Below are 22,153 nucleotides of genomic sequence, written 5' to 3' on the forward strand. Positions count from 1 at the left end.
CTCGTCCTGCCCGGTCGTCTTAACGTGCCCGCAGCCATTCCTCGAGATGCGATGCCACGAACGCGTCGTCGTTCAGCTCCGGATACTGCGCGTACACGCGATCGATCTCCTCGGCCTGGCCAGGCGACAGCCGCTCGTGCGGATTGAGGCACCATGTCCCCTGCAGCAAGCCCTGGCGGCGCAGCACCTCGTGAATGCCGGGAATGCAGCCTACAAACTGATGCGCCGGATCGAAAAACGCGGCGTTGCAGTCGGTTACCTGGACGTTGCGGGTCAGCCATTCCATGGAGATCGCCGGCTCGCGTCTTGCGGCTTTGATCTCCTCAAGCAGCGCGACCGCTTTTTGCGTCCATACCGCCCAATGCCCGAGCAATCCGCCGACGACCTGTTTTTCCACCGTCTTGCCGTCAATGTCGAACCGGTACGCGGTCAGCAGGTCGGCGACGATGTTGTCGTCGTTGCCCGTGTACAGCGCGATCTCGTCCCTGCGCGCCGAATGGCAGACGGCCCGGGCGACGTCGAGCGTCTGATAGCGGTTGAACGGCGCCATCTTGATCGCGACGACGTTCGGAATGTCGGCGAAGGCGCGCCAGAACGCGTAGGAGAAAATACGTCCGCCGACCGAAGGCTGCAAATAAAAGCCGATGACCGGCATCATCTGCGCCACCTGCCGCGTCCGCTCCAGCAGCGCCTCCTCGGTCAACTGTCCGAGACCGCCCATGCTGAGCAGCACCGCATCGTAGCCGAGCCCGAGCGCCGTCGCCGTCTCGCGCAGCGCCTGCTCCGCCGGTCCGCATACGCCCGCGACCTTGATGAACGGCCGGTCCGGCGCCGCCGCGTCGACTTCCTCCGCAGCCATCCGCAGCACCGTCTCGTACAGGTTGTGCTCCGGGTCGCGAATCTCGAATTGGGTGGAGTGGACGCCGACGGCGATGCCGCCCGCTCCGGATGCGACATAATAACGCGTGAGCGCCCGCTGTCTGCGTTCGTCGAGCTTGCGGTTCTCATCCAGCGCGAGCGGATGGGCCGGGATGACCAGGCCGTCCAGCAGCGCCTCGTTCAGCTTCGCGGACAGATAGACGGTCGCCATCAGAATTTCCCCTTTCGTTCCTGGAAATGAGTCGGCTTGTTCCATGTCGCGCCGCCCTGCAGCACCCACTCCGCCGTCCAGTCGATCATCTGCAGCAGCGATACGCTCGGATAGCCGAACAGCTGATGCGACTTGGACGCATTGTTGAGCAGCGCGGTCTCGGACTCCTTGCCTTCGAAGATCGCTTCCTTGCCGAGGCGTTCGGCCAGCTTGCCCGCCGCCCAGCGCACGGACATCGTCTCCGGTCCCGTCACGTTCAGGATCGCCGGCGGGCTCGACGCGAGCGACAGGCTGCGCAGCGCGATCGTATTGGCATCGCCCTGCCAGATGACGTTCGCATAGCCGGTCGTCAGATCGATCGCACGCTCCTCCCGGATCGCGCGGGCCAGCTCCAGCAGCACGCCGTACCGCAGGTCGATTGCATAGTTCAGCCTGAACATCGTCATCGGCGTGCCGTACTTGTGCGAATGGTACTCGAACACCCGCTCGCGGCCCAGCGTCGACTGCGCATATTCGCCGACCGGCTCCGGCGCGACCGATTCGTCGGTTCCGCCGCCGCTAACGGGCACGAACGGATAGATGTTGCCCGACGAAAAAACGACGATGCGCGACTCTTTGTATTTCTCCGCCACGCGGCCCGGCAAATAGGCATTCATCGCCCATGTGAAATGTTCGCGGCCCGTCGTGCCGAACTTGTTGCCCGCCATATAGATGACATTGGCCGCCTGCGGCAATGCCTTCAGCCCCTCGTCGTCCAGCAGCTCGCATGAGATCGTCTCGACGCCCGCCGATTCCAGCTCCTGCCGCGTCTCGCTGCTGCTGAAGCGCGATACGCCGATGACGCGTTTGTTCAGGCCGCCTTCGCGGACGGCGTTCGCCGCCAGCCTGGCCAGGCTCGGTCCCATCTTCCCGCCGACGCCGAGCACGACGATATCCCCGTCGATCGACGAGAGCTGCTTGACCAGCGCCTCGGAAGGCTCCGCCAGCTTAGCTTCCAGTTGTGCTACCGTATTCATGAGATCCGTCTCCCTTCGACTTTAACCTGATCTCATCATAACGCGCGGCGGGTATATAAAGACAGGTCCATTTGTCGTCTTTAAATAAAGCCCGAAACGCAACAGCCGACGCCTGTGCCGGACAGTCCCGCCCTTCGCCGGTTCCGTCCGGCTTATCCGCCGTCTCTGCGGTCCAGCATGAAGGTCCCGCATGTTCGTCACAAATAGTGATCCGCCAAAAAGAAAAAGCGATAAACCTGGCGCGGCCTGCCCTTGGGCATCTTCTCCATGCCGGCGATGCCGACCAGCCCCGCATCCGCCCATTGAAGCAGCAGCCTGTGCGCGCTGCGCACCGTAATGTTCAGCATGGACGCCAGCTCATGCACCTGATAGTCGTATTTGCCGTGGCGGGACATGTAGGCGAGCAGCTTGCTCAAATAGGCGCTCGTCATTCCCGCCTCCTCCGCGCGCCGCAGCAGCGCCGGATCGATCGGCGCCAATATCGACGATACCGGGTCCGCCATCTCGAGCGGCCCGATCAGCGTCCGGTCCTCCCGCACGATGAAGCAGGCATTGCCGCCCGCCGCGACGGATTTGCGGAGCGCACTCCTCGCGTTGGCGCCCGCCTCGCTGGCCGTCGCACCGAAGCCGATCCCGATGCTGAGCGTGATGCCGTAGGACGTATTCGCATCCTTGGCGAGCGGGATCGTCTTGTAGCCCCCCGTCTCCCGCTCGAATATGCCGCGCGTCGTAAAAAACAAATACTCGTCGCCGCCGACCGGCGTCAAATAACCGTCAAGCGATTCGACGTAATCGAGCACCATCCGGTGAATGTCCAGCTTGAGCTTCTGAATGTCGTGCTCGCTCGCGCTCCGCAGCACGAGCTTGCCGAACTCGTCGACCGTGACCATGCCGACGACGATCTGCGATTCCTTGCCCTTGCGGGACTCGGTCGACAGCAGGGCGCGCTCGAGCGTGACGATAATATCCTCGTCCGACGGCGCCAGCCGCGCATGCGGCAAGTTCAGCCTCGCCAGCTCCTCCGCTACGCGCTCGACGCCCGTGAATACGAAGGCGTTGTCCTGTCCTTCGGCGATCTTGCGGTGGTAGCCGACCAGCTTGTCCGGCGAGGCGTACGGCGGGCCGTCGTATACGGCGACCGTCAGCGCTTCTAGCCCGAGCTCGCGCAGCGTCCGCATGACCATCGACTTCGTCAGCGAATCGACGGACAGCACGGCATCCGGTCCGAGCCGCCCGTCACGCTGCGCTTCGAACAGCGCCCTGTACAGGCCGGCACCGGTCAGCGGGACATGATGAATCGGCACGGCGACCGGCTTCTTTTCCTTGACGAACCGCTGCGGGACCGGCCCCGACAGCAGCAGCGCCTCCACCTCGCCTTCGAGCGAAGCCGCTGCGTCCGCCGCATCCTGCTCCTGGCCGACGATGCGGACGACGGGCGCCAGCGATGGAAACGTCTTCATCACTTGTAATACGCGAGCCACGACGGACGCCGTCCCCACGATTCCGATCTTGATCTGCATCTGTCGTTCCTCCTGCGAAAAAAGACCCCCGGTCGCATGCGCTTGAGGGGGTCCATTCTGTATTCGTTGTGTCGGTTCAGTACGCTCTCGCGAAGACGACCGTATGCGCCGCCGGCTTGCCGCAGCACAGACATACGCTTTTCGTCGTCTGCGGGTCGAACGGAATATTGCGGCTCGTCGCGCCGGTCTCTTCCTTGACCTTGCTCTCGCAGGCATCGTCGCCGCACCAGCCGGCGTAGGCGAACCCGCGCTTCTCCTCGAATGCGGCCTTGAGCTGGTCCAGCGTCTCGACGTCGAACATATGCGACTCGCGGAATTCGAGCGCGCGTTCGTACATCTGCGTATGCACCTCGTCCAGCATCTCCTGAACGGCAGCGGCGAGACCCTCGAGCGGCACCTGCTTCTTGTCGCCCGTCACGCGGGAGACGAGCACGCAGACGCCGTTGTCCAGGTCGCGCGGGCCGAGCTCGAGGCGGATCGGAATGCCGCGCATCTCGTACTCGTTGAACTTCCAGCCCGGCGACACGTCGGAGCGGTCGTCGACGCGCACACGGATGCCGGCGGCCTTGAGCTGCGCATACAGCTCGTCCGTCTTGGCGATGACCGTCTCGCGCGTCTTGGGCGGCCCGATCGGGATCATGATGACCTGCGTCGGCGCGACCTTCGGCGGCATGACGAGACCGCGGTCGTCGCCGTGGACCATGATGAGCGCGCCGATCAGACGCGTGCTGACGCCCCACGAGGTCGTATGGCAGTACTCCTGCGTATTGTCGCGGCTAAGATACTTGATGTCGAACGCCACGGCGAACTTCGTGCCGAGATAATGCGAGGTGCCTGCCTGAACCGCGCGGCCGTCCTTCATCATCGCTTCGATCGAATACGTATCCACGGCGCCGGCGAAGCGCTCGGACGACGTCTTCTGGCCTTTGATGACCGGGATCGCCAGCACGCTCTCCACGAAGTCGGTGTAGACGTCGAGCATCTGCATCGTCTCGCGGCGGGCGTCCGCCTCGTCCTCATGCGCCGTATGGCCTTCCTGCCAGAGGAACTCGCTCGTCCGCAGGAACGGCATCGTACGCTTTTCCCAACGGAATACGTTCGCCCACTGATTGATGAGCAGCGGCAGATCGCGATAGGAGTTGATCCACTTGGCGTACATATGCCCGAACATCGTCTCGGACGTCGGCCGTACGGCCAGGCGCTCCTCCAAAATCTCGCCGCCCGCCTCCGTCACCATCGGCAGCTCCGGATTGAAGCCCTCGACATGCTCTTTCTCCTTCTGGAAGAAGCTCTCGGGAATCAGCATCGGAAAATAAGCGTTGCGATGGCCCGTCTCCTTGAAGCGGCGGTCCAGATCGCGCTGAATGTTCTCCCACAGCTCGTAGCCGTCGGGACGGAACACGATGCACCCGCGCACCGGCGAATAGTCCATCAGCTCCGCCTTCTTGATGACGTCGATGTACCAGCGGCTGAAGTCCTCGGCCTGCGGCGTTATTTCCGTTACGAACCCTTTATCCTTCGACATATTCACAACCCCTGACAGCGTCTGAAATTTAGCCCTTGACCAACCTTAAAATATCGTTGTACGTGACGACGACCATGAGCAGCATAAGCGCGGCGAAGCCGATGAAATGCACGAGACTCTCGCGGTTCGGATCGACCGGCCGCCCCCGCACCGCCTCGATGCCGATGAACAGCAGGCGGCTGCCGTCGAGCGCCGGAATCGGCAGCAGGTTGAAGATGCCGAGGTAGAGGCTGAGAATCGCGCCCCACCAGGTGAGCTGCGTCACGCCCTGCTTGGCGATCTCCACCGTCACCTGCGCGGTGCCGACCGGACCGTTCAGCTCCTCGAGCTTCACTTCGCCGAATATAATTTTGCGGAAGCCGGCGAAAATTTTCTTTGTGCTCTCCACCATCTCATGTCCCGCCAGCGAGAATGTCTCCCCGAAGCCGGGCCTGCGCATCTCGGGCGCCATGACGATGCCGACCTTGCCGGTATCCGCATTGGGCGTGACCTTGAGCTGCACATCCTGCCCGTCCCTATTGACGACCCAGTCCATCGGCTTGCCGGCACTGCCCGTGATCAACTGGGACAGCTTCTGGCTGTCGCCCCCGACCGCCGTGCCGCCCACGGAGACGACGAGATCGCCCTTCTGCAGTCCGGCAGCCTTGGCGGCGCCGTCCGCCGTCACTTCGTTGATGAAAATCTTCGTATTGGGATCCACCGCTACGCCGTAAGACTGGAAAAATACGGCGAACAGCACGAACGCCAAAATAAAATTCATGAGCGGGCCCGCGAAAATCGTCATCGCCTTCTTGCCCGCCGAGGCGGAGCCGAACTGCCGGTCGAGCGGCGCGATCTGCGTATCTCTGCCCTTGGACATAATGAGCGCCTGCGGGTGCACGTCGTAGCGCTGCACGTCGCCGTCCACGTCAAGCGTCAAGTAAAGATGCTTCTCCAGATCGACGGCCTTGACCTCGCCGCGCAAAATGTTGGTGCGCTCCTCGAGCCGGTCGAGGTAAATGCGCGTGATCTTGTCGTCCTTGACCCGGATGCCGATCGTATGACCGACCTGCACCTCGACGACCTCGGGGTCCTCGCCCGCCATCCGGACGAAGCCGCCGATCGGCAGCATCCGCAGCGTGAACCGGCTCTCCCCGCGCTTGATCGAGAACAGCTTCGGTCCGAAGCCGATCGCGAATTCGCGTACGAGCACGCCCGCCCGCTTGGCAAAATAAAAGTGTCCGAACTCGTGTATCGAGACGAGCACGAAAAAAACGAGAACCGTTAGAAATACAACCTGTACCATCTCCATGCAAGTAACCCTCCGTCCGCCCTAACGGCTGTCCTTAGATTAACATTATTCGCCGAGGCGATACAAGAGAATACGAGCCTTGCAAAAGACAGGTTGCTATTCGCGCCAGGCGGCCGCCGCCGCGCGCGCTTCTGCGTCCGCGAGCGCGATCGCGCCCAGATCCGGGTCGCCGATCGTCTCGTGGGCGGACAGCGCGGAGGCGATGATGTCCTCGATCGCCAGAAACGGAATCTCGCCGCCGAGAAAACGGGCGACGGCGACTTCGTTCGCCGCGCTGAACACGGTCGGCGCGGTGCCGCCGGCCCTGCCTGCTTCGTACGCCATCTTAAGGCAAGGGTAGCGCGCGAAGTCCATCTCCTTGAAGTGCAGGGTGCCCGCCTTGAGCAGATCGAGCGGAGCAGCCGGCGAAGCGCGGCGCTCGGGATACGTGAGCGCGTATTGAATCGGCACGCGCATATCCGGATTGCCCAGCTGCGCCATCACGCTCGTGTCGACGAATTCGACCATCGAATGCACGATGCTCTCGGGATGGAGCATGACGTCGATGCGGTCGTACGGCAACCCGAACAGCCAGTGCGCCTCCATCACCTCGAGCCCTTTGTTCGCCATCGTGGCCGAATCGATCGTGATCTTGGCGCCCATCGACCAGTTCGGATGCTTGAGCGCGTCTGCGACCGTCACCTGCCGCAGCTCGTCGCGGGTGCGGTCCCTGAAGCTGCCCCCGGACGCCGTCACGATGAGCCGCTTGATCGTGCGGCGATCTTCGCCGTTCAGACATTGGAAGATAGCCGAGTGCTCGCTGTCGATCGGCAGCAGCGGCACGCCGCGCTCGGCCGCGCGCCGCGTCACAATATGGCCGGCCGTGATGAGCGTCTCCTTGTTCGCCAGCCCGATCGAAGCGCCTGCGTCAATCGCCGCGAGCGTCGACTTGAGACCGAGGCTGCCCATCAGCGCGCAAACGACATAGTCGGCGCCCGCGCCGGCCGCAGCCTCGATCAGGCCTTCCTCCCCCCATGCCAGCTTCGTGCCTGCCGGCAGTTCGTGCCTGATCCGGTCGGCCAGCGCTCTGGAGCCGATCGACACGAGCTTCGGCCGGAACCGGTGCGCCTGCTCCACCAGCATCTCGCTTCGCGTGCCCGCAGCGAGGCTGACGATCTCGTACGCGTCAGGATCTCTGGCGATGACGTCGAGCGTCTGCGTGCCGATCGAGCCGGTGCTGCCGAGCACCGCCACTTTCTTTTTCATGCGGGTACCTCCGTTATGTATGTCCTCGATGACCGGACCAGCGGCATCACACCGTCAGCAGTCCGAGCAGATGGACGAGCGGAAAGACGATCAGCCAGCTGTCCGTGCGGTCCAGCACGCCGCCGTGGCCCGGCAGCAGGCTGCCGGAATCCTTCACGCCGCGCAGCCGCTTGTAGGCGGATTGAATCAAGTCGCCGAGCTGGCCCGCGACTGCAGCCGCCAGCGCGACGCCGATCGCCGTGCCGTAGCCGATCCAATCCGGCCACGCGACCGCGAATATGAGCGAGACGAGCAGCGCGATGACGAGTCCGCCGAGCGCGCCCTCGACCGTCTTGTTCGGGCTGATCGCCGGCCACAGCTTGGTCCGGCCGATCGCCTTGCCGACGAAGTAGGCGCCCGCATCCGATGCCCAAATGCAAAAAAAGACGAGCAGCGGCCAGAACATGCCGTGCGGCAAATCCCGGGTTGCCGCCATATAGCGGAAGCCGAGCCCGATATAGAAGGCGCCCAAAAACAACAGCGCGGATTGATCGAGTGTAATCCGGTTTTTGCTGAACACGGTCGCCGTGAGCAGCACGAACATGAGCAGCCAGGCGACGGCCGACATATCCGGCGTCGTCCAGTCGAACGGCAGCTTCGGCAGCGCCAGCACGAGCGTGGCCGCGAACCCGCAGAGGACGTCCGCGCGCCCGGCCGGCAGCTTGTTCAGCCTGACGAATTCGTGATAGCCGATAAGAGCCAGCAATGCGAGTATCCCATAATAATACCAACCGCCCAGCCACAGCAGCGTCAAAAAAGCGGCGCCGGCTACGACGCCCGTCACGATCCGTTGTCCCATCGCCTAGATCCCTCCGTACCGGCGGGCTCGCCGCTGGTATTCGCGTATCGCTTCGTGGAAGTGCGTCTCCGAAAACTCCGGCCAGTAAACGTCCGAAAAACAAAACTCGCTGTAAGCCAACTGCCAGAGCATGAAGTTGCTAAGGCGCAGCTCCCCGCTCGTGCGAATAAGCAGGTCGGGATCGGGCAGAGCGCCGCTGAACAGCGATTGCTGGAATATCTCCTCGGTAATGTCGTCCGGATCAAGCTCGCCCGCAGCCGCGCGCCGCGCGAGCGTGCGAGCCGCCTCGACGATCTCCAGACGGCTGCCGTAGTTCATCGCGAAGTTGAGCACGAGACCCGTGTTGTGCTCCGTGCGCCGCACCGCTTCCCCGATCGCCTCGAGCGTGAAGTCCGGGAGCAGGTCGGGTACGCCCATCATTTTGACCTGCACGTTGTTCTCGATCAGCTCCTCAAGCTCGATCGACAGAAATTCCTGGGGCAGCTTCATCAGAAATTCAACTTCTGCTTTTGGCCGCTTCCAGTTTTCCGTAGAGAACGCGTACATCGTCAAAAACTCCACGCCGAGCCGGTCGGCCGCCTGCGTAATCCGCTTGACCGCCTTCATCCCGGCATGGTGGCCGGCCGCCCGCGGCAAACCGCGGGATTTGGCCCAGCGTCCGTTGCCGTCCATAATGATGGCTACGTGCCGGGGAATCCGGCCTTCCTTCAGCACGTCCTCCGGCGAAGGCGCGTTTTTGCCTGCATCACGCGCTTGTTCCCCGTCCTGCCTGCTGCCGAACAGACCGCCTAAGAATCGATTGCCCATGGCTGTTCCCCCTGAGTTTGGCGACCATAAAAACGAACCCCACCTTGCGGAGGGGCCGGTCTTAGCGCGCTGGATATCGCTTCGGCGAATGCCCGCGACATCTTAGACTTCCATAATTTCTTTTTCTTTGGCGGCCAGAATCTTGTCGACCTCTGCGATGAAGCGGTCGGTCGACTTCTGGATATCTTCCTGGTGACGGCGGGACTCGTCTTCGGAGATCTCGCCTTTTTCTTTTTTCTTGATGTCGTCGTTCGCGTCGCGGCGAATGTTGCGGATCGCGACCTTCGCTTCCTCGCCGAACTTCTTGGTCGACTTGACGAGCTCCGCGCGGCGCTCTTCGGTGAGCGGCGGGATGTTCAGCCGGATGATCGTGCCGTCATTGGCCGGCGTGAGGCCGACGTCGGACTTCAGGATCGCTTTTTCGATGGCGGCCAGCGCGGACTTGTCCCAAGGCTGGATGATCAGCGTGCGGGAATCCGGCGTATTGATCGTACCGAGTTGGTTGACCGGCGTCAGCGCGCCGTAATACTCGGCTTGAACGCGGTCGAGCATCGCGGAGGACGCCCGTCCGGCGCGCAGCGTCGACAGGTCCCGACGCAGTGCGCCCAGCGCTTTTTCCATACGTTCTTCAGCGTTTTTCTTAATCGTTTGAGGCACTTAGCTCACGCTCCCCTTGACGATAGTTCCGATCTTCTCGCCGAGTATCGCCCGCTTGATGTTGCCCGGCTCGGTGATGGCAAAGACGAGAAGCGGTATGTTGTTGTCCATGCACAGCGAGGACGCCGTCGAATCCATGACGCCCAGGTTTTTGTTGAGCACATCCATATAAGTAAGCTGCTCGTACTTCTCCGCGGTCGGATCCTTGAACGGATCGGCGCTGTATACGCCGTCCACCTTGTTCTTGGCCATGAGGATAACCTCGGCCTCGATCTCGGCGGCCCGCAGCGCAGCGGTCGTATCGGTGGAGAAAAACGGATTGCCCGTACCGGACGCGAAAATGACGACGCGGCCCTTCTCCAGGTGCCGGATCGCGCGCCTGCGAATGTAAGGCTCGGCGATCTGCTGCATGGCGATGGAGGATTGCACGCGCGTTGGAACGTCGATCTGCTCGAGCGCGTCCTGCAGCGCCAGCGAATTCATCACGGTTGCGAGCATGCCCATATAATCCGCGGTCGCCCGGTCGATGCCCTTCTGGCTGCCCGAGATGCCGCGCCAGATGTTGCCGCCTCCGCACACGATAGCTACCTCTACGCCGAGCTGCACGACTTCTTTGATCTGATCGGCGATCGAGACGATCGTCGTAGCGTCGATACCGTAACCGGTCGACCCCGACAGCGACTCGCCGCTGACCTTCAATACCACGCGTTTGTATACGGGACGATTCAACTTAAGTACCTCCACCATGATCGATTTCGATGCAGGATGCCGAAGCTTCCCGGTCGCTGCACCCGCAGAGCGGGTCTTGCCGGCTGCGATAGGCCGACGTCTATGTGTTGCTTCCCCTTAAAAAAGGGAACACGGCGTGTTCCCTCGGACGGTCGATTATGCTTTGACTTGCGCCATAACTTCTTCTACGAAGTTGTCCTGCTTCTTCTCGAGGCCTTCGCCCAGCTCGAAGCGAACGAAGCGGCGGATGGAGATTTGCTCGCCGATCGTGGAGATCTTTTCGTTCAGCAGCGTCTGGATCGTCTTGTCCGGATCCTTGACGAACGATTGCTCGAGCAGTACGTTTTCTTCGTAGTACTTGTTCAGGCGGCCTTCGACGATTTTCTCGACGATTTTCTCCGGCTTGCCTTCGTTCAGCGCCTGGTTGCGCAGAATCTCGGCTTCCTTGTCCAGGTCGGCTTGTTGAACTTCCTCGCGGCGCACGACGAGCGGATTGGCGGCAGCGATGTGCATCGCGATGTCGCGCACCAGTTCCTTGAATTGATCCGTCATGGCGACGAAGTCGGTCTCGCAGTTGACTTCGACGAGCACGCCGATGCGGCCTGCGCCGTGAATGTAAGATTCTACGCGGCCTTCGGTCGCGACGCGGTCGCCCTTCTTGGCGGCTGCCGCAAGACCTTTCTCGCGGAGCAGGTCGGCTGCCTTGGCGATGTCGCCGCCGGCTTCCTCGAGCGCTTTCTTACAATCCAACATGCCCGCTCCCGTTCTTTCGCGAAGCGCCTTTACGTCTGCTGCATTAACTGCCATGGGATTCCCTCCTGGTATGGTGCCGCCGGACGCATGGATGCGCGGACGGCTTCGATTGGTTTATGTTTTCAAAAAAAGGGCGGTGAGAAGGTTCTCTTCTGACCACCCTTGACCTCGCAATGCTGATAATCGGCTGATTAAGCGGTCGTTTCTTCGCCTTGGCGGGATTCGACGATGGCGTCGGCCATCTTGCTCGTCAGCAGCTTGACGGCGCGGATCGCGTCGTCGTTGCCCGGAATGACGTAGTCGATCTCGTCCGGGTCGCAGTTCGTGTCGACGATGCCGACGATCGGGATGCCGAGCTTGCGGGCTTCGGCGACTGCGATGCGCTCTTTGCGCGGGTCGATGATGAACAGCGCGTCAGGCAGTCTGCGCATATGCTTGATGCCGCCGAGGAACTTCTCGAGACGTTCCTTTTCCTTGCGAAGGATGATGACTTCCTTCTTCGGCAGCACTTCGAACGTGCCGTCCTGCTCCCACTTGTCGAGCTGGTGCAGACGGTCCGTACGCTTCTGGATCGTAGAGAAGTTGGTCAGCGTGCCGCCGAGCCAACGTTGGTTGATGTAGAACTGGCCGCTGCGCTCCGCCTCTTCCTTGACGGAATCCTGCGCTTGCTTTTTCGTGCCGACGAACAGCATCGTGCCGCCTTGCTCGCCGAGCTGGCGAACGAAGTTGTACGCTTCGTCGACTTTCTTGACCGTCTTCTGCAGGTCAATGATGTAGATGCCGTTCCGTTCGGTAAAGATGTACTTGTCCATCTTCGGGTTCCAGCGACGTGTCTGGTGACCGAAGTGTACGCCAGCTTCGAGAAGCTGCTTCATCGAGATAACTGCCATTTTAACTTGCACCTCCGTGTTGGTTTTGGATCGTGAATCTCCTCCGCCGGTTCGCGCTTCCCGCCAGAACTTCGCGACATGCGAAGCACCGCTGACGAGATTGAACGGCGTGCGTTTTTTCACACCGTTTTACAATATAACATATGGAGCGACGCGATGCAACGCTTTGCGCGCACATCCCGCGCCGGAACCCCGCACCGCGCTGCGCCTCCACGCGCCGGCAAACGCCGGCAAGCTCAAGCCGCGGGCTCAGCCCTCAGTCCTCAGCCCTTGTCCCGCACCAGCTCGGCGATAATCTCGTCGTACGCGGTCTGTCCGTCGAATACGCTGAGTCCCACCTGCACTCTGCCGGCGGACGGCTTCGCCGCGCGGATGAAGGCCGCCTTGTCCGAGATGACGCCGAGCCCCTTCAGGCCGGTCGCGACCTTGTCGAGCGTATCGCCCGGCGCCACGTACAGTCCGAGCCGCGTCCGCTGCGTCGGCTCGCTCGCCCCGCTGCCGGCAGGCGGCGGCGAAGCGGATGGGGCCGGAGCCGTACCGGCCGCGTCCGCTTCGCCTTGTGCAGGCTTGCCGCCCGTCGCGCCTGCCCCGGCGGCCTCCTGCTTGGCCTTTGCGACGGCCTCGTCGAGCTGCGTCTGCGTATACACCGGCTCAGACAATTTGTACAAGCCGTAATCCTTCGCATTGGCCTGCTTCTGCAGCTGCTCGACCGTGAGCTCCTGCGGCAGACTGTTCCCTTCGCTGAGCTTCTCCCCATAGGTCATCAGCTGCAGCAGGGCGGCCCCGGCCATCAGGCCGACGCCCAAGCCGACGAGCAGAGAACGGCGCTTATTCATGCCGGTTCGCCTCCCGCTTGGCGAGCTGCAGGATGAGCTGCACTTCGCCTTTGTTCATGTTCATGGCCTTGGCGACCTGCTCGACGGAGCGGCCGCGCTCGTACAGATCGACGAGCGGCCGGTAGCGCTCTCTGATCGAGAGCGGCGCCTCCGCGCCTTCGCCCTCGGGCTGCCCGGCGTCCTGCTCTGCAGCCAGCGGCGCAGGCGGAGGCGCGTGCGGCGACGCTGGCGGCGTGCTGGCGGCATCGGCTCTATGCGCCGGTGCGCGAACGTCGTCCGGCGATGCGGCAGGCCGCGGCGGCGCAGATGCGGCCGCTGCGCCCGGAGCGGGACGGCCAGGCTGAGCCTCCGCTGCGCCTGCGACGGCATGGAGGGCGGGCCTGCGCCCGCCCTCGTCCATCTGACGCTCCAGCTCGCGGATGCGGCGGCCGAGGCGCCCGACCGTCTCGTCCTGCTCCCGCTTGAACACCGCCACCGCATCGACGAGCTCCCGGTTTTCCGTCTCCAGATCCTCGAGCAGCTTATCGTACGCTTCTTCGTTGACGAAGCTTTGTTTTTGTTCCTTCGGCTCCGGCTTCAGCCAGCCGTAGCCGGCAATCGCCGCGCCAGCGATGACCAGGGTGACCCACGGGTCCATAGTTAATCGTCACTCACTTTCCCGTTTCTATAGCGACAGGTCGATATGATGCCCTTTGAAAGGGTGAGCGGTCTCCGCGTCTTTGTTCGTGTCCTCGCCGCCGGACCGCTTCTTCGATCCGCCCTGCCGCTTCTGCCGGCTTTCCTTGGGATCGTCCTGCTCGGAGATCGACTTGTGCCCGGTCCCCTCCGACTTCGCGTTCCGCGTGGCATCCCGCTCCGTCTGCTTCATCGCCTGTGCGCCCAGGGCGGCCTGATCGGTTGCCTGGCGCGCCTGCTGAGCCGCCTGAAGAGGGGTCAGTTCGATCGAACGGGGAATCGAGGTTTGTACGTCGATCGGCTTGTAGCTCACAGTCCCGGCCTCCTATCGGTTAGACGAGAGATGTCATGACGATCTCGCCTTCCTCGTATTTGAACGTCACCCGCTGGGCGCTGTCCTTGACGAATCGCGTATAACGTCCGATGACGATTTTTGTGCCGCCGTACACCGTATGTAAAATTTTGACCGCCGCCAGATCCGTGTCCTCGAGCTCTCGCTCGATATCGAGAATATGCGCCTTCACGTCTTTCAGTTCTTCGGTCACTTGCCTCCGCGTAGCGTTCAGCTTGATCCGCATCGCCAGGCGATCCGGGGACAGCTGACCGGCAGCGGCCATTTGATCGAGCAGCACGAGCGCTTTTTCGGTTTTCTCCAGGCTGTCGGCCAGCTGCCTGACCTGCAGGCGCAGATCCGCCAGTTCTTGGCGCAGCTCGGGCTTGAGGCCCACCTCGATCGACGTGACGGTGGACATCGCATTGCCGATCGTGCGGGCGACGACCAGATCCGCAGCCTGCAGCACGCCTCCGACGACGAGGCCCTTGGCCCCCTCGCAGCGGATGCTTCTGCCGGCTCTGATGTTGGAATGCATGATGCTCTGGAGGACGATGACATCCTGCCCGGCCGTCACATTGCTCTCCTGCATGAACGAGCATTTGACGTTGACGCCGGCTTTGACATGGCCCTTGCCCGAACCGATGATCCCGCCTGCGATCTCGATCGAGCCGTCGGACTCCACCTCGGCGCCCTCGACGCCGCCGGTGACGCGAATATCTCCCGAGGCGCGCACCCTGAAGCCCGTCAGCACGTTCCCGCGGATGACGACAGTGCCGACGAAGTCGATATTGCCCGTGTGATAGTCGACGTCGCCGTTCACTTCGTAGACGGGAAATACGTTCAGCTTGTCCTTCTCCGTCTTGGTGACCAGCCCGTCCATCGCCGCATACAAAGCGGTCTGCTCCGGGTTGACGACGACGTTTTTGCCGATCTTGAAGCTCGCTTCCCTGCCATCCTTCGGCACGACCGGTTCGCCCGTCACGGTCATGCCGGGTTTGCCGGGCAGCGGCGGCACGCGCGTCGCGATCAGCTGGCCCGCCTTGACGTTGGCGAGCTGCTGCATTTCCCTGTAATCCACGCTGCCGTCTTCCCGTTCGACCGGCCTGCGCGATTGGTCCTGGTCCTCGAACAGCACTTTTACGTATCCGTTCACCGCAGGCGTCGGCTGCGTGCCGGCGGCGACGATATTATCGGTGTAAAAGTATGCCTTCGGGTTTTGCGCGATCGCACTCAGCAGCTCCTGCCGGATTCCGACACGAACGCCGCTGGCGGCAAGCAGGTCCGACAGCCTCTTGACGTCCACGCTCTCCTCCGCCTCTTCGGTCGGCTTGATCGCCAGACTGGCGGACATGCGGTCATCCGAAATATGAACTTGAAAGATCTGGCTCATCGCAAACGGCTCTTCGCCAGGCATGATGAGACCTCCCTCCTGTTTATTTCTGGAGAAGCTGGTCCTTGTGCTTGCTCAAGGCGCCCCGCAATCTTAAAATCGCCTTGGAGTGCAGTTGAGAGATGCGGGACGGAGACAGCGACATCACCTCGGCGATCTCGCTCAGCGACAGATCCTCGTAATAAAATAACGATACGACCGTTCGTTCTTTGGCCGTCAGCCGATCGATGCCGGCGGACAACGACTCTTTCAGATAAGTCTCGTGCACCTTGGATTCGGGGCTTTGCGCCTTGTCGTCCACGAGAAGCGACATGCGGGTCTCCGCATCCTCCTCGCGGATCGGCTCCTCCAGCGACCCGACGGTCGCTACCGCGACCTCCTGCAGCATTTGCTGGAATTCCTTGTCCGTTATATTTAAATAGCTGCATATTTCCTCGTCCGAGACGGAGCGCAGGTTGCGCTGCTCCAGAACGGCATATGCATCCTCCATTTTTTTCGCTTTGTCACGAACCGAACGCGGCACCCAATCTCCCTGACGCAATCCGTCGATGATCGACCCGCGGATCCGCCAGGAAGCGTATGTTTCGAACTGCAGGCCGCGCAGATGGTCGAATTTTTCGATTGCGTCGATGAGGCCCATGGAGCCGTTGCTGACCAGGTCGTCTTTGGACACGTTTTTGGGCAATCCGACAGCCATGCGGCTGGATACATAGTCGACGAGCGGGATGTACTTTTCGATCAGGCCTTTTTTGGCATCGATGTCGCCTTCTTCTTTCCAGCGGCACCATAGGTCGTAATGGGACAGCTTGGAACTTTTGGGCTCTGCCATCGCTGCATCACCTTCCTTCTTCGTCGTTCAAGCGCCTCAAGGCCTGCGCGACCTGGTGCGGATCGGGATCGTCGATCGAGACGAGCCTTGGAGGTTTGAGCGGTTCGAAGCCGCCGGATGGCTGGTCTTCCTTGCCTGTCCACTGCTCCCGCATGAGCTCGGAGAGCGATTCGTCGTCCGGGGTCGTCATATCCAGCATGATGCCGCGTTCTTCCTCGGTACGCTCCTTGTCCCCGCCGGACGTCCGGGCCGGATGCAGCAGCTGCCGGAGTACGACGCGGACGAACACCCCGAGCAATCCGAACGCGATAAACGCATACAGGCATCGTGTCAGCGAAGTCATGAGAGGATTGCTCGACAAGGAGATCAAAAAAATCAAAATGGCTCCGAATCCGGCAAATCCGATAGTCCACCGCCACGACACGTTCATTTTATATCTCCTTTACCCCGTTCTGCACGCTGCGGATCGTCAATATTCCGCTCAAGCTGCTGAATTCGATCGTCCGTCCGTAGTTGCCGCCCGTATCCTCGGCGATAATCGGGATATCGTGGGCCGCGAGCGCGAGCTTGGTCGATTCGACGTTGCGGGGGCCGATGCGCATGCTGTCGCTGCCGCTCGCGAAGGCGAACATCTGCGCGCCGCCCGCCAGCTTGGCGACCAGCCGCTTCATATTGGCGCCCCCCGCCTTGAGCCGGGCGAGCAGCTCGGGCACGGCCGTATCGGCGTATTTGGCGATATTCAGCTGGCCCTCCCTCGCGATCTCCGAGCTCGGCAGCATAATATGCGCCATCCCGGCCAAGCCGATCTGCGCATCGTGGAGCGTCAGGCCGACGCAAGAGCCGAGTCCCATCGTCTTGAGCGTCTCCCCGCCGGAGGCGATATTGAGATCGGCCATGCCGATCTTCACCATAATGACTTCGTTCATTAAATAGGCACTCCCAGCGCGCGGAACAGCCGCTCGAACGATTCCGGATCGGGGATGAAGAAGAAATGCCCTTCCGCCCTGCGGTCGTCCTCCAAAAATGTCGTGTCGATGAGCAGCGCTTCGTCGCCCATCGTACCGAATTGAAGCAATCCGTAAGACAGTATCGCGCCGGCCATGTCGACGGCAATCGCGGGTACGGTCGGCGACAGCGGCAGTCCTGTCAGGTCGGCGAGCGACGACAGATAGGAGCCGGCCAGGATGTTGCCGATCTCGCTCAGCGCGGACAGCTCCATCTCCGTGTACGCCGATCCGTCCGACAATTCAAAGGAGAGCAGATCTTGGAGCAAGGCCCGCGCCTGGTTCTGGCTCATGAGGAAAAACATGTTGCCCGGCGCCTCGCCCTCCACCCGGAGGAAAATCGCCACGACGATCTCTTCCGCTCCGCCGACGCGGTCGGCGATCTCCTCGAACGGGATAAAGCTGACCTTCGGCACGGCCATATCGACCGGCTTGTCGAGCAGCCGCGAGAGCGCCGTCGCCGCATGACCCGCTCCGATATTGCCTACCTCGCGCAGCACATCCATCTTGAACTCGGCATTGTGGCTGAACAACTCCATACCGTTAAGCCTCGAACTGCTCGAGCTGAATGATCTCGGAGCGGTTCAGCACTTCCGAGAGGTTAAGAAGAATGAGCAGACGGCTCTCTCCGAACTTGGCTACGCCTCTCAAATACTTGGCCTTGATGCCGCCGACGACCTCGGGCGGATTCTCGATCATATCGTCATTCAGATCGATGACGTCATTGGCTGAATCGACGATGAAGCCAACCTCCAGCTCACCCGTCGCGACGATGACGATTCTCGTATTTTCCGTCGGCTCCGTCTCCGGCAGACTGAACCTGCTGCGCAGATCGATGACCGGCACGACGACGCCGCGCAGATTGATGACGCCCTTGACGAACGCGGGCGTCTTCGGCACGCGGGTGACAGGCGTCATCCGCTCGATCGTCCGTACTTTGTCCACCTCGATGCCGTATTCCTCGTGCGCGAGCGTAAATACGATAACTTTGAAATCCTCAGCCATGCCAGCTTCCTCCTCGGATGAGATCGATTATTTGATGAGCGCGTTCGGATCGACGATCAGTGCGACTTGGCCGTCGCCCAGGATGGTCGCCCCGGAGATCACGTTCAAGTTCGTCAAGTACTTGCCCAGCGTCTTGAGCACGATCTCGCTCTGGCCGATCAGCTCGTCCACCAGCACGGCCGCGAGCTTCTCTCCCTTGCGGATGACAAGCATCTCGGTCTCGTGCTCGCCCTCGTCGGAATAATCCGGAGAGTCCAGCACCGCCGCGAGCGAGAGCACGGGTACGATCGACTTGCGGTACTCGATGACCTTGGAGCCGTGCAGAACGCGAATGTCGCTGCGCTTGATGATGCCGGTCTCGACGATGGAGGTGAGCGGGATCGCGAACTTCTCCGAGCCGAGCTTGACGAGCATCGCGGTGATGATCGACAGCGTCAGCGGCAGTTGGATGGAGAACTTCGAGCCCAGTCCCGTCCTGGAGGTGACCGACACGACGCCGCCGAGAGACTCAATCTTCGTTCGTACGACGTCGAGTCCGACGCCGCGTCCGGAGATGTCCGAGATTTTGTCCGCGGTGCTGAAGCCCGGCGCGAACAGCAGCATGTTGATCTCGTCGTCGCTCAGCTTTTTGGCTTCGTCCGGCGATACGATGTTCTTCTTGACGGCGATGTCCAGCACCTTCGGCTGGTTGATCCCGCGCCCGTCGTCCTCGATCTCGATGAATACGTGGTTGCCGCTGTGAAAAGCCCGAAGGTGGACGACACCGGTCTCTGGCTTGCCCGCTTCGATGCGCCCTTCGATCGTCTCGACGCCATGGTCGACGGAGTTGCGGATCAAGTGAACGAGCGGATCGCCGATCTCGTCGATGACCGTCCGGTCGAGCTCGGTCTCGGCGCCCGTGATGACGAGGTCCAGCTTTTTGCCGAGCGACTTCGCCAGATCCCGCACCATCCGCGGGAACCGGTTGAACACGCTGTCCACCGGCACCATCCGCAGCTTGAGCACGATGCTCTGCAGATCGCCGCTGACACGCGCCATATGCTCGACGGTCTCCGTCAAGTCGTTGCGGCGCACCTCGCTGGCCAGCTGTTCGAGCCTGACGCGGTCGATGAGCAGCTCGCTGAACAGGTTCATGAGCGAGTCGAGCCGGTCGATATCGACACGGATCGTCTTGTTCGCGACCGGCGCAGCAGCTGCAGGCTTGGCGGACGTCTCGGCAGCCGGCTTGGCGGCGCGGACCGGCGCTTCGGCCGGCTTGACCGCCGTCTGCGCAGCGGCTGCAACCTGTGCCGCCGCCTCCTGAATCTGATGCTGCCCGGCCCGCGATTCGTCGAGCTCGCTCAGCGATTCGGCATCGAGCGGGACGACCGCCACGGATTCGAGCTCGGAGATTTTGTCAAGCGCGTCCTGCAGCTCGTTCTGCGGAATGCGGGAGATGTAATAAACGGAAAACTGGCGGCCGAACTGCTCCTGCTCGATCTCCTGCACCGTGGGGTGGGATTTGACCACTTCGCCGTTGCGCTCGAGCGCGTCGAACACCATGTAGGCCCGCACGCCCTTCAGCAGGCAATCCTCCCGAATCGTGACCTCGATATGAAAGGCCGGGCTGCCGTTTTCGATCGATTGCTTGAGCACCGACAGCTGGTATTGATCCAGCAGCAGATGCGTGGCCACGAGCGCCAGCTCCGAAGCCCCCGCGGCTGCGGCAGGCGCCGAAGCCTTGCCTGCGGCCGCCGCCGGCTCTCCCTTGACGATCTGCTTGAGCTGAGCCACCAGCTCCGTGACGTCCGCGCTGCCGGTTCCTCCGCCTACGATGTCCTGGACCATGCCTTCGAGCGCATCCAGGCATTTGAACAGCGTATCGAAAATGTGGCCGTTCATTTTCAGCTTGTCGTTGCGCACCAGGTCCAGCACGTTCTCCATCTCGTGCGTGAGCGAGGCCAAGTCCTCGAAGCCCATCGAAGCCGACATGCCCTTGAGCGTATGCGCCGAACGAAAAATAACTTGAACGATGCTGATATCCTCGGGCTGCTGCTCGAGACGCAGCATATTTTCGTTAAGCGACTGCAGGTGCTCGTTTGCTTCGTCGATAAAAATGGACAAATATTGGTTCATTTCCACTTGCGCGTCACCTCCTGAATGGCACATCTGCTTTAATGCTGCTTCGCTCTCGGCCGTTCAACCGATCTGATCAGCTCGGGCGCGATCTGCTGCAGCGGGAATTGCGCCTGCGCCGCGCCGTTCTCCACCGCCGATCTCGGCATGCCGTACACGACGCAGGTTTCCTCCGCCTCCGCGATCAGCAAGGCCGCGCCGTCATCGCGAAGTGCCTTCATCGCTCTGGCCCCGTCGCTGCCCATGCCCGTCATCAGCACGACGTGACGCCTGAGCTCCCGGCGCCCGACGAGCGAGTCGAACATGACATCGACCGAAGGACGGTGGCCGCTCACCGGCTGATCCTCCGAGAGCGCGATCCGGTAGCCGCCATGCGGGTCCTTCTGCAGCCGCATATGCTTGCCGCCGGGCGCGAGATAAGCATGGCCCGCGACTACCCGATCGCCGTCCTCAGCCTCCCGCACCTCGATCGCCGAGCAGGAATCGAGGCGCTGCGCGAGCGAATGGGTGAACTTGGGCGGCATATGCTGCACGATCAGGATCGGCGCCGGGAAGGATGCGGGAATCGCCGACATGACCTCATGAAGCGCGCGCGGCCCGCCGGTCGAAGTGCCGATCGCGACGATGTCGGTAAAAGCGCCATGAGCACGTAATACCGCAGCTTCCGGAGGCAGCGCCTCCGGCGCCGCGTCCGCCCGTCTCGGTCCCGGCCGGAGGGGAGGCATCGCAGCCGCGCCGTCCTTCGCGGCCCCTGCCGGTCCTCCGGCAGGCCGCTTGGTCCGGTTCGCTTCGTCCTGTGCGCCCGGCGGCCGGCGCGCGGGACGTTCGCCCGGCGCTTGCGGGCCGGACGTTCGGCCGAACGCGCGCAGCTCCTCCAGCGACCGGCGCGGCGGCGGACGCTTGTCCGGCTGTTCGGCGGTCGGCGGCATGACCGCCGGCGCCGACGGCGGCGCATCCGCATCGCGGGGTGGCGGTCCGGCCGCTGCGGTCTCCGCCCGGGCCAGCGCCCCGGCCGCGCCGAGCGGATCGCCGCCGGATGCCGACGTGCCCGCCGGCGTATCCGCCACGGTCCGGGATTGCCGGTCGGCGCTCGGAGGATCGTCGCCCGCGGCCGGCGTCTCGTCCTGCGCTTCGACCCGCGCCTCGGCTTCCGCCTCCGGCATGCGGCGAAGCCGCAGCGCGCCGGAAGCGACGAGTTCTCTGGCCATATGTAATTTTTCGATCAGCATCTCGCCCATTTGCGATACGTCCAGCTTCAGCGCGCCGTCCGGCTTGCGAACGAAGTCGAAGGCGCCGAATTGCAGCGCGCGGATCGTATCCCGGGTCCCTCTGTCCGTCACCGCAGACATCATGACGACCGGCGTCGGGCATTGGGTCATGATCAGCTTCAATGCCTCGAGCCCGTTCATGGCGGGCATCTCCAGATCCATGATGACGATATCCGGACGCAAGCCGCATACCCGGTCGACCGCCTCGGCGCCGTCCGCAGCCGTGGCCACGACTTTGAAGGCGCTGTCGCTGGCGATCAGATCTCCGACGAGCTTGCGCATAAAAGGGGAATCGTCAACGACCAGAACCGTAAACTCGCTCATGCCCACGCGTCC

At 62.3% G+C, this 22,153-nt stretch carries 23 protein-coding genes; all 23 read right to left on the reverse strand.

Annotated elements, in window-relative coordinates:
- Window positions 1-19: 19 nt before the first annotated feature.
- A complete protein-coding gene (locus tag VQ071_RS19300) occupies window positions 20-1,090 on the reverse strand; it encodes a dihydrodipicolinate synthase family protein (protein WP_340515787.1) in 1,071 nt (356 codons plus the stop codon).
- On the reverse strand, window positions 1,090-2,106 hold the full coding sequence (locus VQ071_RS19305; RefSeq protein ID WP_340515788.1) for an NAD-dependent epimerase/dehydratase family protein: 1,017 nt from the start codon (window positions 2,104-2,106) through the stop codon (window positions 1,090-1,092). The genes VQ071_RS19300 and VQ071_RS19305 overlap by 1 nt, the downstream gene beginning before the upstream one ends.
- A gap of 197 nt (window positions 2,107-2,303) precedes the next feature.
- Entirely contained in the window at window positions 2,304-3,626 is a 1,323-nt protein-coding gene (locus VQ071_RS19310) for a hypothetical protein (RefSeq protein ID WP_340515789.1), read from the reverse strand.
- A 76-nt stretch (window positions 3,627-3,702) separates the two neighbouring features.
- Window positions 3,703-5,151 (reverse strand): proline--tRNA ligase, encoded by a 1,449-nt coding sequence (gene proS, locus VQ071_RS19315; protein WP_340515791.1) that lies wholly within the window; start codon window positions 5,149-5,151, stop codon window positions 3,703-3,705.
- Between the two features lie 28 nt (window positions 5,152-5,179).
- Window positions 5,180-6,442 carry an RIP metalloprotease RseP gene (gene rseP, locus VQ071_RS19320; RefSeq protein WP_340515792.1) on the reverse strand — a complete coding sequence of 421 codons (1,263 nt, stop codon included), beginning with the start codon at window positions 6,440-6,442 and terminating at the stop codon, window positions 5,180-5,182.
- Between the two features lie 96 nt (window positions 6,443-6,538).
- Entirely contained in the window at window positions 6,539-7,687 is a 1,149-nt protein-coding gene (locus VQ071_RS19325; protein ID WP_340515793.1) for a 1-deoxy-D-xylulose-5-phosphate reductoisomerase, read from the reverse strand.
- A 46-nt stretch (window positions 7,688-7,733) separates the two neighbouring features.
- Window positions 7,734-8,525 carry a phosphatidate cytidylyltransferase gene (locus tag VQ071_RS19330; protein ID WP_340515794.1) on the reverse strand — a complete coding sequence of 264 codons (792 nt, stop codon included), beginning with the start codon at window positions 8,523-8,525 and terminating at the stop codon, window positions 7,734-7,736.
- Between the two features lie 3 nt (window positions 8,526-8,528).
- Window positions 8,529-9,332, reverse strand: a complete 804-nt coding sequence (locus tag VQ071_RS19335) for an isoprenyl transferase (protein WP_340515795.1) — start codon at window positions 9,330-9,332, stop codon at window positions 8,529-8,531.
- A gap of 102 nt (window positions 9,333-9,434) precedes the next feature.
- Window positions 9,435-9,989, reverse strand: a complete 555-nt coding sequence (frr, locus tag VQ071_RS19340) for a ribosome recycling factor (RefSeq protein WP_340515796.1) — start codon at window positions 9,987-9,989, stop codon at window positions 9,435-9,437.
- Window positions 9,990-10,718, reverse strand: a complete 729-nt coding sequence (gene pyrH, locus VQ071_RS19345) for a UMP kinase (protein ID WP_340515797.1) — start codon at window positions 10,716-10,718, stop codon at window positions 9,990-9,992. It lies immediately after the preceding gene.
- A 156-nt stretch (window positions 10,719-10,874) separates the two neighbouring features.
- Window positions 10,875-11,525 (reverse strand): translation elongation factor Ts, encoded by a 651-nt coding sequence (gene tsf / locus VQ071_RS19350; protein ID WP_340515798.1) that lies wholly within the window; start codon window positions 11,523-11,525, stop codon window positions 10,875-10,877.
- A gap of 137 nt (window positions 11,526-11,662) precedes the next feature.
- Entirely contained in the window at window positions 11,663-12,361 is a 699-nt protein-coding gene (gene rpsB / locus VQ071_RS19355; protein ID WP_090117358.1) for a 30S ribosomal protein S2, read from the reverse strand.
- Window positions 12,362-12,624: 263 nt separating this feature from the next.
- The gene (locus VQ071_RS19360; RefSeq protein ID WP_340515800.1) at window positions 12,625-13,197 is read right to left on the reverse strand and encodes a hypothetical protein; all 573 of its coding nucleotides are present in this window, start codon (window positions 13,195-13,197) and stop codon (window positions 12,625-12,627) included.
- The gene (locus tag VQ071_RS19365) at window positions 13,190-13,834 is read right to left on the reverse strand and encodes a hypothetical protein (protein WP_340515801.1); all 645 of its coding nucleotides are present in this window, start codon (window positions 13,832-13,834) and stop codon (window positions 13,190-13,192) included. Before VQ071_RS19365 ends, VQ071_RS19360 begins: the two co-directional genes overlap by 8 nt.
- A gap of 27 nt (window positions 13,835-13,861) precedes the next feature.
- Window positions 13,862-14,185, reverse strand: a complete 324-nt coding sequence (locus VQ071_RS19370) for a hypothetical protein (protein ID WP_340515802.1) — start codon at window positions 14,183-14,185, stop codon at window positions 13,862-13,864.
- A gap of 19 nt (window positions 14,186-14,204) precedes the next feature.
- A complete protein-coding gene (locus VQ071_RS19375) occupies window positions 14,205-15,620 on the reverse strand; it encodes a DUF342 domain-containing protein (RefSeq protein WP_340515803.1) in 1,416 nt (471 codons plus the stop codon).
- Between the two features lie 19 nt (window positions 15,621-15,639).
- Complete coding sequence (locus VQ071_RS19380) at window positions 15,640-16,425, reverse strand: FliA/WhiG family RNA polymerase sigma factor (RefSeq protein WP_340515804.1); 786 nt, start codon at window positions 16,423-16,425, stop codon at window positions 15,640-15,642.
- A gap of 7 nt (window positions 16,426-16,432) precedes the next feature.
- The gene (locus VQ071_RS19385; protein ID WP_340515806.1) at window positions 16,433-16,768 is read right to left on the reverse strand and encodes a hypothetical protein; all 336 of its coding nucleotides are present in this window, start codon (window positions 16,766-16,768) and stop codon (window positions 16,433-16,435) included.
- A gap of 88 nt (window positions 16,769-16,856) precedes the next feature.
- The gene (locus VQ071_RS19390) at window positions 16,857-17,351 is read right to left on the reverse strand and encodes a chemotaxis protein CheD (protein ID WP_340515807.1); all 495 of its coding nucleotides are present in this window, start codon (window positions 17,349-17,351) and stop codon (window positions 16,857-16,859) included.
- Window positions 17,351-17,968, reverse strand: a complete 618-nt coding sequence (locus tag VQ071_RS19395; RefSeq protein ID WP_340515809.1) for a chemotaxis protein CheC — start codon at window positions 17,966-17,968, stop codon at window positions 17,351-17,353. The genes VQ071_RS19390 and VQ071_RS19395 overlap by 1 nt, the downstream gene beginning before the upstream one ends.
- 4 nt (window positions 17,969-17,972) lie before the next feature.
- Complete coding sequence (locus VQ071_RS19400; RefSeq protein ID WP_340515810.1) at window positions 17,973-18,434, reverse strand: chemotaxis protein CheW; 462 nt, start codon at window positions 18,432-18,434, stop codon at window positions 17,973-17,975.
- Between the two features lie 27 nt (window positions 18,435-18,461).
- Window positions 18,462-20,555, reverse strand: coding sequence for a chemotaxis protein CheA (locus VQ071_RS19405; RefSeq protein WP_340515811.1), 2,094 nt, complete (start codon window positions 20,553-20,555; stop codon window positions 18,462-18,464).
- Between the two features lie 32 nt (window positions 20,556-20,587).
- Window positions 20,588-22,141, reverse strand: coding sequence for a chemotaxis protein CheB (locus VQ071_RS19410; protein WP_340515812.1), 1,554 nt, complete (start codon window positions 22,139-22,141; stop codon window positions 20,588-20,590).
- Window positions 22,142-22,153: the final 12 nt, after the last annotated feature.

Source organism: Cohnella sp. 56, assembly GCF_037963805.1.
Taxonomy (GTDB): Bacteria; Bacillota; Bacilli; order Paenibacillales; family Paenibacillaceae; genus Cohnella.

Coding starts and splice junctions, on each gene's coding strand:
- rpsB (WP_090117358.1), bottom strand. CDS start 12,361: ATGGCAGTTATCTCGATGAAGCAGCTTCTCGAAGCTGGCGTACACTTC.
- VQ071_RS19395 (WP_340515809.1), bottom strand. CDS start 17,968: ATGGAGTTGTTCAGCCACAATGCCGAGTTCAAGATGGATGTGCTGCGC.
- tsf (WP_340515798.1), bottom strand. CDS start 11,525: ATGGCAGTTAATGCAGCAGACGTAAAGGCGCTTCGCGAAAGAACGGGA.
- rseP (WP_340515792.1), bottom strand. CDS start 6,442: ATGGAGATGGTACAGGTTGTATTTCTAACGGTTCTCGTTTTTTTCGTG.
- VQ071_RS19305 (WP_340515788.1), bottom strand. CDS start 2,106: ATGAATACGGTAGCACAACTGGAAGCTAAGCTGGCGGAGCCTTCCGAG.
- VQ071_RS19390 (WP_340515807.1), bottom strand. CDS start 17,351: ATGAACGAAGTCATTATGGTGAAGATCGGCATGGCCGATCTCAATATC.
- VQ071_RS19300 (WP_340515787.1), bottom strand. CDS start 1,090: ATGGCGACCGTCTATCTGTCCGCGAAGCTGAACGAGGCGCTGCTGGAC.
- VQ071_RS19400 (WP_340515810.1), bottom strand. CDS start 18,434: ATGGCTGAGGATTTCAAAGTTATCGTATTTACGCTCGCGCACGAGGAA.
- proS (WP_340515791.1), bottom strand. CDS start 5,151: ATGTCGAAGGATAAAGGGTTCGTAACGGAAATAACGCCGCAGGCCGAG.
- VQ071_RS19310 (WP_340515789.1), bottom strand. CDS start 3,626: ATGCAGATCAAGATCGGAATCGTGGGGACGGCGTCCGTCGTGGCTCGC.
- VQ071_RS19410 (WP_340515812.1), bottom strand. CDS start 22,141: ATGAGCGAGTTTACGGTTCTGGTCGTTGACGATTCCCCTTTTATGCGC.
- VQ071_RS19385 (WP_340515806.1), bottom strand. CDS start 16,768: ATGACTTCGCTGACACGATGCCTGTATGCGTTTATCGCGTTCGGATTG.
- VQ071_RS19380 (WP_340515804.1), bottom strand. CDS start 16,425: ATGGCAGAGCCCAAAAGTTCCAAGCTGTCCCATTACGACCTATGGTGC.
- VQ071_RS19335 (WP_340515795.1), bottom strand. CDS start 9,332: ATGGGCAATCGATTCTTAGGCGGTCTGTTCGGCAGCAGGCAGGACGGG.
- VQ071_RS19325 (WP_340515793.1), bottom strand. CDS start 7,687: ATGAAAAAGAAAGTGGCGGTGCTCGGCAGCACCGGCTCGATCGGCACG.
- VQ071_RS19365 (WP_340515801.1), bottom strand. CDS start 13,834: ATGGACCCGTGGGTCACCCTGGTCATCGCTGGCGCGGCGATTGCCGGC.
- VQ071_RS19360 (WP_340515800.1), bottom strand. CDS start 13,197: ATGAATAAGCGCCGTTCTCTGCTCGTCGGCTTGGGCGTCGGCCTGATG.
- VQ071_RS19375 (WP_340515803.1), bottom strand. CDS start 15,620: ATGCCTGGCGAAGAGCCGTTTGCGATGAGCCAGATCTTTCAAGTTCAT.
- VQ071_RS19330 (WP_340515794.1), bottom strand. CDS start 8,525: ATGGGACAACGGATCGTGACGGGCGTCGTAGCCGGCGCCGCTTTTTTG.